The sequence below is a fragment of the Ruegeria sp. AE4 genome, from assembly GCF_056542185.1.
Genome location: NZ_JBQFZK010000002.1, coordinates 224,386 through 239,118, shown reverse-complemented (window position 1 = coordinate 239,118; position 14,733 = coordinate 224,386). Strand labels below are relative to the sequence as shown.

Sequence of the window (14,733 nt, the reverse complement as noted above, 5' to 3'; positions counted from 1 at the left end):
GCACTTGGGTCTTTGCAAGATGTGCTTCGACAAAGTGGCAATTCTGCGCCGAAATCACAAAGGCCAGATCAATGGAATAAGCAGGGATGCCAACAATCCGACTGTCAGATTTAGCGGAACACCCACCTTCATGAAATCGGTGAACCTGTAGCCGCCAGGGCCGTAGACCATCATGTTGGTCTGGTATCCGATCGGTGTTGCAAAGGACGCCGAAGCCGCCACCATAACGGCAACCACCAACGGGCGCGGGTCCATTCCGACGGCCTGGGCCAGTCCAATGGCTATTGGCGTGACCACAACCGCGACCGCATTGTTGGAGACCAGTTCGGTCAGCACCGAGGTCAGCAGGTAGATCGCCCAGATGATCAGGAAGGGCGGCAGAGCGCTTAGTCCCGGCGCCACGGCCTCGACAATCAGTGAAACCGCGCCAGAGCTGTCCAGTGACGCACCGATGGCGAGCATCGCGAAGATCAGCGCCAACAGGCGACCTTCGACAAAGGAGAACGCCTCGTCCGCGTCGATGCAGCGGGTCAGAAGAACCACGGCTACGGCCACAATCGACAACAGCAGGATCGGCGCGACACCCAGCGCTGCAAGGACGACGATCCCAACCAGCGCGCCAATTGCAATTGGCGCATGGCTGCGACGGAAGGCGCGTGCAGAAGGTTGGCTGACATCCACCATATCCATGTCCGCTGCAAGGCGCTGGATATCTGCCGGGGCGCCCTCCAGCAGTAATGTATCCCCTACCCGAACCACCAGGTCATCCAACTGGCGACCGATATTCTGATTGCGGCGGTGAACGGCCAGAACATAGACACCATACCGGCGCCGCAACCGCAGCATTCCCAATGTCCGCCCCACCATCCGGCATCCGGGTGTGATCAGAACCTCGACTGTCTTGGTCTCGACAGCGGAAACCTGATCCACGCGCTTGAGCTCTTTGTTGGTCTGAAGGCTCAGAAGTTCGGTCATCTCGGTCCGCAGGACCACGCGGTCACCGACCTGCAATTCAACGCCCTTCAGATTGCGCCGCAGTGATTCATCGCCCCGGACCACGTCGATCAGACGCACGCCGGGACGTTTGAACAACTGAACACCGGTCACTTCACGCCCGATCAGGTTGCTGTCGGGCGGAATGACCGCTTCGGTGAAAAACTTCATTCTGGACCGGTCGCTGAGCAGCGAGGCCATGCTGTCCCGCTCGGGCAGTAATCTGGGGGCGATGAAGCGCAGATAGATCATGCCGTAGATCACCAGTGCAATTCCCAGCGGCGTGACCTCGAATATCGAAAAGGCTTTCATCCCCTGCGCGCGGGCCACACCATCCACCAGCAGGTTGGTGGACGTTCCGATCAACGTCAGTGTCCCGCCAAGAATGGCGGCATAGCTGAGCGGAATTAGAAGCTTTGATGCGGGTACATTCAGCGTGCGGGCGATCTGAACAAAGACCGGGATCATGACCACAACAACGGGCGTGTTAGACACAAAAGCCGAGGCCAGAACGACAAACCCCATCAGCAATCCGATGGCAATGCGCGGGTTGACCTGCGCCTGCCTTTGCGCGGTCGACGTGAAGGCGTCCAAGGCCCCGGTCCGCACCAAGGCCCCCATGATGATGAACATCGCCCCAATCGTCCAGGGCGCGGGATTGGACAAGACCGCCAGCGCGCTTTGATAGGGCAATATCCCTGTGACCAGCATCAGTGAGACACCACCGATGGCCACGACCTCGGTCGGATAAACCTCGCGCAGGAACATGACGAACATGCTCGCAACAATCAGCAGCGCCAGAATTGCGCTGCCCGTCTCTGTCAGTGGAAGGAAATTCATTCGTGGTATTCTGTCCGAACCCTGGCCCAAGCGCCTGATGACATACAGTTTCACGCATTGCGCGTGGCAGGGCAAGCCCGACGTTCGTTAATCAGGCCCGGCTTGTTCCAAACGCCCACCAACGCGCACCATGCGAACAGATTTGGCCTGACCGTCGCGATCATCCGTTTCGACGAACACTCCGCTCAGCGTGGCCTCGCCATTGGCAGGGGTAAACCGGGTCTTGGGCATCCCGGTTATGAACCGGCGCATCGGTTCCTGCTTGTCCATACCAATGACCGAGTCATAGTCGCCGCACATGCCCGCATCCGTCAGATAGCCTGTGCCGCCCGGCAGAATCTGCGAATCCGCTGTCGGTACATGGGTATGTGTGCCCACCACAAGGCTGGCGCGCTTGTCGCAATAGTGACCCATGGCCATCTTCTCGGACGTCGCCTCACAATGCATATCGACAATGATGGCTTGTGCCTGCCCGCCCCTGGGGTGCGATTTCAGGATGGGCTCTATGGCCGAGAACGGGTCGTCGAATGGCCGTTTCATAAAGACCTGCCCCAACACCTGCACCACCAGAACCTTGCGCCCTCCGGGTGCGTTGAACAGCCGGTGCCCCCGCCCCGGCGCGCCCTTGGCATAGTTCACCGGGCGCACGATGCGCTGTTCTTTCTCGATATATTGCAGCATGTCTTTCTGGTCGAACGCATGGTCGCCCAATGTCAGGCAATCTGCACCGGCATCCAGCAGCAGCTTGGCGTGATCGCCGCTCAACCCCATGCCGTTCGACGCGTTTTCGCCATTGACCACAACGAAATCCAGCCGCCATTCATCGCGCAGGCGCGGCAAATGCTGCTGAACGGCCGCGCGCCCCGCGCGCCCCATGACATCACCAAGAAACAAAATCCTCATTATCCGGGTCGTAGGGGCTGTGCTGGGCAATAACAAGGCGGAACCGTGAAATTTAAGTTGAGCCCGAACTTGAAATTGCTTGCAGGCGTGGCAAAGTCTTAGCCATGCGCTTATATCAAAAGGACATGTTGTGAAGTTATTGGCAATATTGACATTCGGCCTTGTGGTCGCTTCGGGCGTTATGGCGCAAGGCACAAAGACATCCATGCCCAATCCCGCGGCAACCTTTTGCGTCGAGAATGATGGAGTTTACCAACTTCGGAAGAACGAAGACGGAAGCGTCTTTGGTGTCTGCATCCTGAAGGAAGGCACCGAGGTGGATGCCTGGGATTACTTGCGCAGCCATTTCGAACAGTAGCAGCTAGAACGTCAGCACCCGGCTTTCCGTGACAACCATGTCCAGCGGCTGATCGGTCGGCTCCAGTGGCAGATCCTGCGCCTCTTGCGCGTCAAAAGCGAAACCGATTGCCAGTGTCGCGCGCTTGCCTCGCAATCCTTCCAGCGTGCGATCATAAAATCCACCGCCATATCCCAGACGCCCGCCGTTGGCATCAAAAGCCACCAGCGGCACGATCAGGATCTCGGGGTCGAAATAATCATCGACCTCGGGCACTCTGGCACCGAATGGGCCATCTTTCAGCGGTCCTTCTGGCGTCCAGCGCGAAAATTTCAGCGGTTTTCCAGCGGCTTGGATCACTGGAACACCAACAGGCCCATAAGCCGCAGCTTCAGCCATGGCGGATACCGGGTCGATCTCGGTCCGGATCGGCATGTAGCCTGACAAGGGCACACCGCGATAACCCGCCAGAACCTCGGACAAACGTCCGGCTGCACCGGGAACACGCGTGTCGAACGCGACCTTGCGGCGCGCAAATGCCGCTTTGCGTGCAGCTGCTTTGATTTCAGTCAGATCGGTCACAATAGCACCACACTGGCAAGCCCAAGAAAGATGAAGAACCCCATGACATCGGTTGTGGTTGTCACAAAGGTTCCTGACGCCAGCGCCGGGTCAATTCCCAGACGATCCAGCACTACCGGTACTACCGTACCTGCAAAGCCCGCGATGATCATGTTCACGACCAAGGCTGACCCAATCACGACACCCAGCCAAGGTGAACCGAACCACAGCATCCCCACGGTCCCCAGTACAATGGCAAAACAGAGCCCGTTCAACACGCCCACCAGCAGTTCCCGCCTGATAACGCGCATCACGTTTGAATTGGTCAGATCGCGCGTCGCCAGTGCGCGCACTGCAACGGTCAGCGACTGAGTACCCGCATTGCCCCCCATGGATGCAACAATCGGCATCAGGATGGCCAGCGCGACAAGCTGGTCAATTGCCGCCGCAAATTGCGAGATTACCAACGAAGCACAGATTGCCGTGCACAGGTTTACCGCCAGCCAGGGCAGTCGCCGGCGGCTGGTGGCCGCTACACTGTCGGACAGAGAGCTTTCGTCGCTCACACCGGCAAGGCGCAGGATGTCTTCTTCGTGCTCTTCATCCAGAACGACCATCGCGTCATCGATGGTGATCACACCAACCAGACGCCCATCGGCATCCACTACTGGGGCCGAGATCAGGTGATACTGGTTGAAGGCGTAAGCCACGTCCTCCTCGTCCTGATCAACGGGGATGATGTGAAACTCCTCTTCCGCCAGATCGCGCAACGGCACCTCACGACGGGACGCCATCAGCTTGCCCAATGTCACCTGCGCTGTTGGTTTCAGGCGCGGATCGACCAGAACAACATGATAGAACTGCTCGGGCAAATCATCATTGGCACGCATGAAGTCGATGGCCTGACCGACGGTCCAATGCTCGGGCGCCATGACGACCTCGCGCTGCATCAAACGACCAGCCGAATTCTCGGGATAAGCAAGCGCCTGTTGCGCCGCTAGCCGCTCGGAATCTTCGAGCGCGCCCAGAATGGCTTCCTGCTGCGGTTCCTCAAGATCTTCCAGAAGGTCAACGACGTCGTCGCTTTCCATCTCGCGCACGGCTTCCGCCAGAACCTCGGGGGTCAGGACGGAGATGATTTCCTCGCGGACCGCTTCGTCCAGTTCCGACAGGATGTCGCCGTCAAATTCCTTGTCATAAAGCCGGATCAGCCGCGCCCGGTCATAAGGATTGATCTGCTCCAGTAGGTCAGCGATATCAGCCGCGTGCAGTGGCTCCATCAGCTCAATCAGCTTGTCGCGATCATCCACATCGACGGCGTATAGGATCGCCGCCACTGTCCGGCGATCCAGTGCATACGCGTCTTCGTCGTGGGGCAGATCGTGTTCGGCTTGATCACTGCCTGTCGTCATGCGCTGCCCCCTTCTTTCGGCGATTGGCCCCTAAATAGAAGAAGCAGCTACCAGAAAACAATGACAATGCGCCGATTTACCCACTTCTTTCGTCTGCCTATGCTACAGCGCGGTCCCAAACAGGTGGAGAACAGGGCAAATGGCGCAAAAGACGCTTTTGAAAGGGCGCGTTCTGAGTTTCACAGGCTCACCCTTTGACGGAGAGCCAACCGAAGCGACCCGACTGGACGAAGCTGTCGTGATTGACAAAGGGCGCGTTGCTGATGTCGGCGCGTCTGAAGCGCTGATGCGGCGTCACCCTGATGCTGTCATCAAGGACCATGGCAATCACCTGATCATTGCGGGTTTCGTTGACCCGCATGTGCACTACCCACAGACGGCCATGATTGCCAGTTGGGGTAAGCGGTTGATCGACTGGCTGAACACCTACACCTTCCCCGAAGAGATGAAGTTTGGTGATCCTGAATACGCCTCTGAAATCGCCAACCGTTATCTGGATCTGACTGCCGCCCATGGCACAACGACGATGTGCAGTTTTTGCACCATCCACCCCGAAAGCGTGGATGCCTTTTTCACTGCCGCGCAACAACGGGGACAGCGCGTGGTCGCGGGCAAGACCTGCATGGATCGCAATGCGCCTGAAGGTCTGCGTGACACGGCCCAGACCGCCTATGACCAATCTGCCGCTCTGCTTGAGAAATGGCACCGTGTCGACCGCCTGTCCTATGCCATCACGCCCCGGTTTTCACCTACGTCCACCCCTGAACAGCTTGAGGCCATGGGCGCGCTTTGGGCGGAGCATCCCCATTGCCTGATGCAAACACACCTGAGCGAGCAGACAGACGAAATCGAGTGGGTCCGCTCCCTGTTCCCCGATGCGCGGGACTATCTGGACACTTACGAAAAGTTCGGGCTGCTGGGGCAGAACGGACTTTATGGGCATGTCATCCATCTGGAAGACCGGGAACGCGATCGTCTGCGCGAGGTTGATGCGTCATTGATCCACTGCCCCACCTCGAACACCTTCATAGGGTCGGGTCTGTTCGACATGAACGGCTTGATCCACGATGGCCACCGGATCGGTTTGGCAACGGATACCGGTGGCGGATCAAGTTTTTCAATGCTTCGCACCATGGCTGCCGCATATGAAATCGGTCAGTTGCGTGGGCGCCCCCTGCATCCGGCGCAATTGCTGTGGCTGGGTACAGTCGGGTCGGCGCGCAGCCTGCGGATGGATGATTGCATCGGCAACATTGCTCCGGGAATGGAGGCGGATCTGGTCGTGATTGATCTCGCCTCGACCCCGGCCATCGCCCAGCGCGAAGCTTGTGCAAACGATGTTTGGGAGGCAATCTTCCCGACCATCATGATGGGTGATGATCGGGCTGTGGCCGAGGTCTGGATTGGTGGGCGGCAGGCCGCTTAGGCCTGCAACCCCTTGGCAAGACTGTTTTGACGCTCAATCACGCGGGGCAGGTCAATCGTCGTGATATGCCCATCCCGCACGATCTGGCGGCCTTCGACAAACAGGTGCTTTACTTGCATCGGACCGGCCAGAAGCAGAGCTGCCGGGTCCCAGCTGCCTGCGCATTCGATACTGCGCATATCCCAGACAGCGACATCCGCGCGTTTTCCCGGCATAAGCCGCCCGCAATCGGGACGCCCCAGCACATCGGCCCCGCCGCGGGTTGCAATCTCCAATGCTTCGCGGGCCGACATCGCATCCGCCCCATTGACCACCCGTTGCAACAGCAGCGCCTGCCGGGCCTCAAGCATCAGATTACCGTTGTCATTACTGGCCGAGCCATCAGCGCCGAGGCCTACCTTTACCCCCGCATCGCGCATCGCCCGCACCGGCGCGATGCCTGATCCCAGACGGCAGTTCGAACATGGGCAATGAGCGACACCAGTTTTGGTGCGCGAAAACAGATCAATCTCGGCCCCGTCCAGCTTGACGCAATGAGCGTGCCAGACATCCGGGCCGGTCCAACTCAGATCTTCGGCGTATTGACCGGGTCGACAGCCGAACTGAGCCTGTGAATAGGCGATATCTTCATCGTTTTCAGCCAGATGTGTATGCAACATCACGCCTTTGTCCCGTGCCAGAAGGGCTGCATCTCGCATCAGGTCCCGGCTGACGGAAAACGGTGAACACGGGGCAAGACCTACGCGGCACATCGACCCTTCTGACGGATCGTGAAATGCATCCACGACGCGGATCATGTCGTCCAGAATGGCAGTTTCTTCTTCCACCAGACTGTCCGGAGGCAGGCCGCCATCGCTTTCACCAATGCTCATCGCGCCACGTGTCGGGTGAAATCGCATCCCCAACTCGGATGCGGCAGCAATCGTGTCCTCCAGCCGCGAACCATTGGGATAGAGGTACAGGTGATCAGAACTGAGCGTACAGCCTGACAGCGCCAGCTCTGCCAAACCGATCTGGGCCGAGGTGAACATCTCGTCTGGTCCGAACTTCGCCCAAATCGGATAGAGTGTCTGAAGCCACCCGAACAGCAATGCATCCTGCCCGCCCGGCACCGCGCGGGTCAACGTTTGGTAAAGATGGTGATGGGTGTTCACTAACCCGGGTGTCACCAGACAGCCCGAAACATCGTGAACCTCGCCTTGTGTTTGCAATCCGTGCCCGATCCCCGCGATCTGGCCGTCGCGGATCAGAATGTCCGCCGCGGGGAGTTCCTGCCGGGACTCGTCCATCGTCAGGATCAGATCAGCGTTTTTGAGTAGGATTTCTGTCATGTCGCGCTCCTGCATCTGCCCGTCTCTTGCAAGGAGTGCGAAGGTCGGCGGAAAACGGGCTCAAGAACCGACCGGGTATTATGTACCCGCCATCGGGATCTGCGACAACAGGTTTCAGAACCGACGCAGGATCTGAAGTGCCTCTGCATGTATTTCTGCGTTGGCTGCGGCCAATGCTCGACCGCCCTCATGCGCCGGGCCGCCTTGCCAATCGGTCACAATTCCGCCTGCCGCCTGAATAACCGCGATAGGGGCCTGAATGTCATATGAGTTCAGCCCTGCTTCGATCACCAGATCTGCTTGCCCTGCGGCCAACAAGGCATAAGCGTAGCAGTCCATTCCATATCGAGTCAGTTGCACCTGCTCCGACACGGCCTGAAACCCGGCCCGGTCATCCGGGGTGCCGACTTCAGGAAAAGTGGTGAACAGCGTCGCCTGCGCCAGAGATTTCGTCCCCCGTGTTTGCAGCTTTCTGGTCCCCTGTGGCCCTGTAAGCTGCGCACCAGCTGTCGATCCGACAAAGCGTTCGCCAATGTAGGGCTGATCAATCACCCCCATGATCGGCCCGTCTGCTGTGCTGAGCGCGATCAGAACGCCCCAGGTTGGTGTGCCACTGATAAACCCGCGCGTGCCGTCGATGGGGTCCAGAACCCAGGTTCGGCCACTGCTGCCCTTGTGCGCACCGTATTCTTCACCCAATACGCCATCTTCAGGGCGCAATCGGGACAGCACCTCTCGCATGGCTTTTTCAGCGGCCCGATCCGCTACGGTGACGGGGTCAAACCCTTCGGTCAGCTTGTTCGCAGTTTCCAGATTGGTCTGACGGAAAAAAGGAAGAATGGCCGCGCGTGCCGCTTCGGCCATTTCTTCTGCAATTTCAATGTCGCTTAAACTCGCCGGATGCATGGCACTCTGGTGCGGGCATTACCTGACAAAGTCAAGCCGGTCTGATCAGGCGACGTCGCTGAGGACACGTGCAAGTTCAAACAGGCGGCGGCGCTGGTTTTCCGGAATTGCGTAGTAAGAGCGAACTAGATCCAGGGCTTCTTTATCGCCCATCAGATCGGCTGGAACAGATTTCTTTTCCGCGCTGCTTTTCTGGGCCTCTTCCAGACCTTCAAAGAAGAAGCTGACCGGTACGTCCAATGCCTCGGCAATGTCCCACAGGCGGGACGCGCTGATTCGGTTGGCTCCGGTCTCATATTTCTGGATTTGCTGAAACTTGATACCAACTTGCTGCGCCAATTGTTGCTGGGTCATCCCAATCAGCCAGCGGCGATGCCGAACGCGCTTGCCCACATGGACATCGACGTGATGAGTCATTGGTATTCTCCTCTACTACACACACATTTGTACGGGATCGTGCGACGTCCGAGATCGCAATACCAATAGGGGCTTCCTTAACCGCCCCCAAATCCGGACTGTGCCGTCCCCCGTTACCAGCACTGCTTGCCAATATTGCCGGTTTTGAATTTTTTTTCAAGCTGGTTGAGTCGATCCCCCCTCACAAGGGCTGTGGTTGTATGCGTCAAATGCCCTGCCCGCTGTTCGCGTGGCCCGGCTGGACATGCGACAGATATTCAGGCGTTTCATGACGCCGCGCATAAGGAATTGACATCTCGCACAGCTCACGTGCCTATGCCCCAAGCACGTGAGGAACCAAATGAAGGCCTATTGTATTAGATCTGACGGGGCAGTTGCCCAGCTGTGCGATGTACCGAAACCCGAGCCGGGTGAGGGTCAGGTACGGGTTGCGATCAAAGCCTGCGGGTTGAATTTCGCTGATCTGCTGATGCAGAAAGGCACGTATCAGGATACACCGCCTGCGCCGTTTACTTTGGGTATGGAAATCGCCGGTGTCGTGGATACCATCGGTCCAGGTGTGTCCACCCTGAAACCGGGCGATCGGATCGCCGTCTATTCCGGTCAGGGCGGTCTGGCAGAATATGGCGTTTTCGACGCCGATCGCGCGATCCCGCTGCCGGACACGACCCGTTTCGAAGACGCCGCTGCGATCCAGATTGCCTATGGCACCAGCCACATGGCGCTTGACCACCGCGCCCGACTGCAACCCGGCGAGACGCTTCTGGTTACCGGCGCAGCGGGCGGTGTCGGGCTGACCGCAGTTGAAATCGGCAAGCTCATGGGCGCCACCGTCATCGCACAGGCCCGCGGCCTCGAAAAGCTGGCCGTTGCACGCGCCGCAGGGGCCGACTACCTGATTGATGCCTCAGAGGATCTGAGGGATCGGGTCAGATCGCTTGGCGGCGCGGATGTCGTTTATGACGCAATCGGCGGCGATGTGTTCAAGGCGGCCTTTCGCGCCACCAACCCCGAAGGCCGCCTGCTGCCCATCGGATTTGCCGGGGGAGATGTTCCGCAAATCCCCGCCAATCATCTGCTGGTCAAGAACCTGACCGTGATCGGCTTTTACATTGGCGGGTATTTGAAGTTCCGGCCGGAAGCCGTGCGCGAAAGCTTTGGCACCCTTTTCCGCTGGCACGCCGAGGGCCGTATCAATCCGCACATAAGCCACGTCTTGCCTCTTGATGAGGTCGCGCAGGGCCTGCGGTTGCTGAAAGAGCGGAAATCGACGGGCAAAATCGTGATCACCCCCTGACCGCAATCAGCCCACCACGGCACGCAGTTGCGTTCCCGCAAGCAGGCGGAAGTTCTGACGCACCAACTGCGCCAGTGCTTCGACAACCGCGTCTCGACCCGGCTCGCCACCATACAGGTTGATCATATGCGCAGGCAGGTCCGGTAGCGCACCGCCGCCTTCGATCTGCTCAAGATGTGCGGCTTCGGTACCTTCCAGTGCCGCATACACTGCCAGATCAGCACTGACTGTGGCCTCGATTGTGCGGTCGTTTTCAGTTTCCACCGACAACTCCCAGGGAATACCGGCTGCATCCAGCGCGGATATCACCTGTGGTCGAAACAAGCAGCGACGTCCAAGTGCCAAAGGTAGCGGACGCTTGCGCCAGGCTGACCCGCCCGGTGCACCTATCCAGCGCAAGGGCAGCTCTGCAATGGTTTCCGCACCATCCACCGACGACGGTTCCGTGGTCAGGATCACGTCACATTCACCGCGTTGGTACATCTCTTTCAACTGCAAGGAATAAGACGACACCAGCTGAACTCTGACCCGCGGGAAATCCGCGTTAAATCGTTGCAGGACCCTTGGGATGGCCGGGTAAACTATGTCGTGAGGAACCCCCAACACCACCTCACCTTCAAAGGCCTGATCGGTCAGTTTCGAGATGACCTCATCATTCAGTGCGATCATGCGGCGCGCATAAGCCAGCAATTGTTCACCGGACGCGGTCAGGGCAATCGTTCTGCCACTGCGGTCCAGCAACTGCAGGCCAAGCAACTCTTCCAACCGTTTCAACTGCATCGAGACCGCAGATTGCGTCAGATGCAGGAAACCTGCAGCGCGCGTCACCCCACCCTGATCTGCCACAGCAACAAATGAGCGCAGGGTTGTGATGTCCAGATTCCGCATCTTCACAATTCCTTATGGGTTTCATCAAAAATATTCGTTTTCAAAATATGTCATACTCCCCCATATCAATCAAGGAAATTGATGAAGACAAGCGAAACCATCGAAAAGAGACGAAAGGACAATAAATATGACCCAAATTGCCATTCATCGCCCCTGCAAGCAGAAAAAGCAATCACTCAGCACTATCATCAGGCATGCTGTTTCCCTGAAGCGTCAACGCCACCAGCTGGCGCGACTTGATAATCGCGCCCTTCAGGACATCGGAATCTCCAGATCAGAGGCCGATGCCGAAGCCAGACGCTTCGTCTGGGACGCGCCGGAATTCTGGCAGAAATGATGCAAATACAAATCTTTAGTTCATGAGTGGCGGTCACTTGTTACGGATCGCCACTTTTGTTGCGTAAATTAGTTGGTTTTCCGCGGTAAATACTTGAAACACAGCCCTGAGTTGCCGATATTTGCCTAGAACGCTTCCCGCACAGCCGGGGGGCTGCATAATTATGTAAAGGGAGACCCTTTGATGGCACAATTCGACACGATCCGGACGGCGGCCGGCGCGCGCGCTGCCGAGATTGATGAGGGCCTGCGCGCCCATATGAACAAAGTCTATGGCACTATGTCCGTAGGCATGCTCATCACATTCGCAGCAGCCTGGGCCATCGCGGGCCTGGCAACCACAAGCGATCCGTCAGCCGCGGCGGCACAGTTGAATGCCGATACCTATCTGACATCGCTGGGCTACAGCATTTACGCATCGCCCCTGCGCTGGGTCATCATGTTTGCACCCCTGCTGTTTGTCTTCGGCTTCAGTGCCGGGATCAACCGTATGTCGGCGGCCGCCGCACAGCTGGTGTTCTACGTTTTTGCAGCGGTGATGGGCGTTTCGATCAGCTGGATCTTCCTTGTTTTCACCGGTGAGTCGGTCATTCAGGTCTTCCTGATCACCGCAATCGCGTTCGCAGGCCTTTCCCTGTATGGTTACACAACCAAGAAAGACTTGTCCGCCATGGGCACTTTCCTGATGATGGGCCTGATCGGCCTGATCGTCGCGATGGTTGTGAACATCTTTCTGGCATCTTCGGCGGTTGCCTTTGCAATCTCGGCCATCGGCGTTCTGATCTTCGCGGGCCTGACTGCTTATGACACCCAGAATATCAAGAACACATACCTGCAAATGGCCCATAGTGGCGATCAGGAATGGCTGGGCAAGGCCGCTATCATGGGCGCGTTGAACCTGTACCTGGACTTCATCAACCTGTTCATGTTCCTGCTGCAATTCTTGGGTAACCGCGAGTAATTGCAAACCAATGTAAGGGAAAAGGCCGGTCATCAGACCGGCCTTTTTTCGTTTAGAACCAACTGATGATTGCGCTTGCCCGATGCACAAGTCCTTCCAGACAAAGCTACGGCGTCCGCGCGTACCCAGATAAGAAAAGCCCCCACCAGATCGGCGAGGGCTTGATACATCAGAAGGTATGAGACTTAGCTGCAGTTCAACGGCACCGCAAAGCCCGAACTACGCTCGGACGTGCCTTTGCGGAACACATCACCAGCAGGCAGGCACCCGGTAAAACGCTCGGCCTCTTGCGCAAAACCAACACCGATCGAGTTATCGACCTTTACGCTGTTCGTCGGCGTGCGAAGGACACCAAACAAGGTTCCGTTGACACTGACGGTGCTCAGGAACAGGTTCGTATCGCTGCCCTGTAGCTGGACCGCATTGTCCGGCGTCCGCCCGCCATTATCGATAGCAACGGCTGCCACCTTGGAGGGGTCCACTTCATCAGCCAATAGAGTAACGGTCTGAAGTTCTGCCAGCTCAGCCGGGACATTCGTTTCAGGCGGCAGAAATGCGACGGCTCCGGGAACGTCGGAAATCGTGCGGGGTTCGCCATCGATTCCGGTAAACCCGACACCTTCACGGTTGAACGGGTCTTCACAAGCCGCCAAAGTCAGAACGGCTATTGTGGATAACAAGATTTTTTTCATGGCGGTCAACATTTTGTGGCGGTTTGCTCAAGCGTACTTGCAGGTCGGCACAAAAAGCAAGCCACAGCCAATGCGATTGCATCGGTGGCTGATGCGCTCCTGCAACGGCCCCAGATGGGCATGTTGACGTAATTGGCGACCAAGCACCGGAATTCAGCACAAAAAAAGGCTCTGCCAAGCAGAGCCTTTTTGGAAAGTCCAAATGGAACGGAAAGATTACTTGATCTTGCCTTCCTTGTACTCGACATGCTTCCGAACGACCGGATCGTATTTACGAATGGTCATTTTCTCGGTCATGGTGCGTGCGTTCTTTTTGGTCACGTAGAAGTGGCCCGTGCCCGCGGTCGAGTTCAGACGGATCTTGATTGTCGTCGGCTTCGCCATGGTTATCTCCTGCGTCCGGAAAGGCAGGGGCCTTTCGGTTGAATTCCTATGAGCGTGCGCTTTTACGCGCTACGCTGTGCATGTCAAGGCCAATCGGACGATCCCAGCCCAGGAATCGGGCACAGATTTAACCCGGTAACGTTGGCGCACCCATATAGCTGTGAATCTGGTCTCTTTCACTGTCCGAAAGACCCAGCGCAGTGGACAATTGCCGCAAATATGCGGCCTCACGATCATTGTCCAACCGTATTGCCGCCAGAGATGTCGCATAAATCTGCGTTCTGAGCGGTGCCCCAGAATCAGCTGCCAGACCCATGACGTCGACAGGTGCGTTCAGTTGTTCCTGCACGAATGCGCGTTCCTCGTCACTGATGTCATCGCCCAACTCTCCGAGGATCGTTTCTTTCTCGTGCTCGTCCAGCTCGCCGTCTGCCTTTGCCGCCTGGATCATCGCCCGCAACATGAGCTTGGCCTGAGCTTCCATGGCAGCCCCGGCTGGTGTTCCGCCAAACACCGTCTCCATCATGTCGGTGGTCTGCTGGCTGCCAGTTCTGGCCGCCCCCTGCATCGCATTCAAAAGCCCGCCAAGACCGGCGGCACCTGCGGCACCTGCGGCACTGCCACCCAGCCCCATCTTACCCATCATGTCCTGAAGGCCTGTCGCACCTCCGGGAAGGCCGAACTGTTCGGCCATTTTGCCAAGCTGATCCATACCAAGGCCGCCGCCTGCGCCTTGCATCATGTCCTGCAAGCCAGCCATTCCGCCCATTTTCTGGTATTTCTCCATCCCCTTCGCAGCCGCGAAACCAACTGCAACGGACGCAAGTGTCTTCATAAAGCTCATGACAATCCTCCCGGTTTTTCAAAATACGCCCCAGTTCTATCAAAGGAATGCAAAGGCGAATACCACGTTCAACCCCCACGGGATTCCGGACTGAATTTCCAAGCCGATGAGGACCAAAAGACAGTGAGTAAGTTTGTACATATCACGATATCGTGATAGGTTTGCCGCAACTGATACGTCCAAGAGGCCAACTTCAGGCTCGACG

16 protein-coding genes are annotated in these 14,733 nt (G+C 57.6%); 5 read left to right on the top strand and 11 right to left on the bottom strand.

What is annotated here, in order from left to right; genetic code table 11:
* Positions 1-54: 54 nt before the first annotated feature.
* On the bottom strand, positions 55-1,833 hold the full coding sequence (locus ACR0EK_RS05420; RefSeq protein WP_480773154.1) for an SLC13 family permease: 1,779 nt from the start codon (positions 1,831-1,833) through the stop codon (positions 55-57).
* 87 nt (positions 1,834-1,920) lie between these two features.
* Positions 1,921-2,736, bottom strand: coding sequence for a TIGR00282 family metallophosphoesterase (locus ACR0EK_RS05415; RefSeq protein WP_209504607.1), 816 nt, complete (start codon positions 2,734-2,736; stop codon positions 1,921-1,923).
* 130 nt (positions 2,737-2,866) lie between these two features.
* Here ACR0EK_RS05415 and ACR0EK_RS05410 point away from each other — a divergent pair, with 130 nt between their 5' ends.
* Positions 2,867-3,094, top strand: coding sequence for a putative hemolysin (locus ACR0EK_RS05410; RefSeq protein ID WP_480869746.1), 228 nt, complete (start codon positions 2,867-2,869; stop codon positions 3,092-3,094).
* A 3-nt stretch (positions 3,095-3,097) separates the two neighbouring features.
* Here ACR0EK_RS05410 and ACR0EK_RS05405 read toward each other — a convergent pair whose 3' ends face one another.
* Both ACR0EK_RS05405 and mgtE read right to left on the bottom strand, forming a co-directional pair.
* A complete protein-coding gene (locus tag ACR0EK_RS05405; RefSeq protein WP_480582870.1) occupies positions 3,098-3,655 on the bottom strand; it encodes a 5-formyltetrahydrofolate cyclo-ligase in 558 nt (185 codons plus the stop codon).
* A complete protein-coding gene (gene mgtE, locus ACR0EK_RS05400) occupies positions 3,652-5,046 on the bottom strand; it encodes a magnesium transporter (RefSeq protein WP_480869744.1) in 1,395 nt (464 codons plus the stop codon). Before mgtE ends, ACR0EK_RS05405 begins: the two co-directional genes overlap by 4 nt.
* Positions 5,047-5,185: 139 nt before the next feature.
* Between mgtE and guaD the strand changes: the two genes are divergently transcribed.
* Positions 5,186-6,472 (top strand): guanine deaminase, encoded by a 1,287-nt coding sequence (gene guaD, locus ACR0EK_RS05395; protein WP_480773152.1) that lies wholly within the window; start codon positions 5,186-5,188, stop codon positions 6,470-6,472.
* Here guaD and ACR0EK_RS05390 read toward each other — a convergent pair.
* The 3 genes from ACR0EK_RS05390 to ACR0EK_RS05380 form a co-directional block, all read right to left on the bottom strand.
* The gene (locus ACR0EK_RS05390; RefSeq protein ID WP_480869742.1) at positions 6,469-7,803 is read right to left on the bottom strand and encodes an 8-oxoguanine deaminase; all 1,335 of its coding nucleotides are present in this window, start codon (positions 7,801-7,803) and stop codon (positions 6,469-6,471) included. The genes guaD and ACR0EK_RS05390 overlap by 4 nt on opposite strands.
* Positions 7,804-7,917: 114 nt before the next feature.
* Positions 7,918-8,709, bottom strand: a complete 792-nt coding sequence (gene hisN / locus ACR0EK_RS05385; RefSeq protein ID WP_480545776.1) for a histidinol-phosphatase — start codon at positions 8,707-8,709, stop codon at positions 7,918-7,920.
* Positions 8,710-8,754: 45 nt separating this feature from the next.
* On the bottom strand, positions 8,755-9,126 hold the full coding sequence (locus ACR0EK_RS05380; protein WP_267365354.1) for a helix-turn-helix domain-containing protein: 372 nt from the start codon (positions 9,124-9,126) through the stop codon (positions 8,755-8,757).
* Between the two features lie 340 nt (positions 9,127-9,466).
* On the opposite strand from ACR0EK_RS05380, the gene ACR0EK_RS05375 reads away from it, so the two are divergent.
* Complete coding sequence (locus ACR0EK_RS05375) at positions 9,467-10,423, top strand: NADPH:quinone oxidoreductase family protein (RefSeq protein ID WP_480899134.1); 957 nt, start codon at positions 9,467-9,469, stop codon at positions 10,421-10,423.
* A 6-nt stretch (positions 10,424-10,429) separates the two neighbouring features.
* Here ACR0EK_RS05375 and ACR0EK_RS05370 read toward each other — a convergent pair whose 3' ends face one another.
* Positions 10,430-11,311 carry a LysR family transcriptional regulator gene (locus ACR0EK_RS05370; RefSeq protein WP_209597892.1) on the bottom strand — a complete coding sequence of 294 codons (882 nt, stop codon included), beginning with the start codon at positions 11,309-11,311 and terminating at the stop codon, positions 10,430-10,432.
* A gap of 127 nt (positions 11,312-11,438) precedes the next feature.
* Between ACR0EK_RS05370 and ACR0EK_RS05365 the strand changes: the two genes are divergently transcribed.
* Both ACR0EK_RS05365 and ACR0EK_RS05360 read left to right on the top strand, forming a co-directional pair.
* The gene (locus ACR0EK_RS05365) at positions 11,439-11,648 is read left to right on the top strand and encodes a DUF1127 domain-containing protein (protein WP_480899136.1); all 210 of its coding nucleotides are present in this window, start codon (positions 11,439-11,441) and stop codon (positions 11,646-11,648) included.
* A gap of 183 nt (positions 11,649-11,831) precedes the next feature.
* Positions 11,832-12,608 carry a Bax inhibitor-1/YccA family protein gene (locus ACR0EK_RS05360; RefSeq protein ID WP_209504618.1) on the top strand — a complete coding sequence of 259 codons (777 nt, stop codon included), beginning with the start codon at positions 11,832-11,834 and terminating at the stop codon, positions 12,606-12,608.
* A 185-nt stretch (positions 12,609-12,793) separates the two neighbouring features.
* On the opposite strand, the gene ACR0EK_RS05355 is transcribed toward ACR0EK_RS05360, so the two are convergent.
* From ACR0EK_RS05355 to ACR0EK_RS05345, 3 genes are all read right to left on the bottom strand, one after another.
* On the bottom strand, positions 12,794-13,300 hold the full coding sequence (locus ACR0EK_RS05355; RefSeq protein ID WP_209504619.1) for a hypothetical protein: 507 nt from the start codon (positions 13,298-13,300) through the stop codon (positions 12,794-12,796).
* Positions 13,301-13,516: 216 nt separating this feature from the next.
* Positions 13,517-13,684: a 50S ribosomal protein L33 gene (gene rpmG, locus ACR0EK_RS05350; protein WP_037309480.1), complete on the bottom strand. Its 168-nt coding sequence runs from the start codon at positions 13,682-13,684 to the stop codon at positions 13,517-13,519.
* Positions 13,685-13,811: 127 nt separating this feature from the next.
* A complete protein-coding gene (locus ACR0EK_RS05345; RefSeq protein WP_480486393.1) occupies positions 13,812-14,528 on the bottom strand; it encodes a DUF533 domain-containing protein in 717 nt (238 codons plus the stop codon).
* Positions 14,529-14,733: the final 205 nt, after the last annotated feature.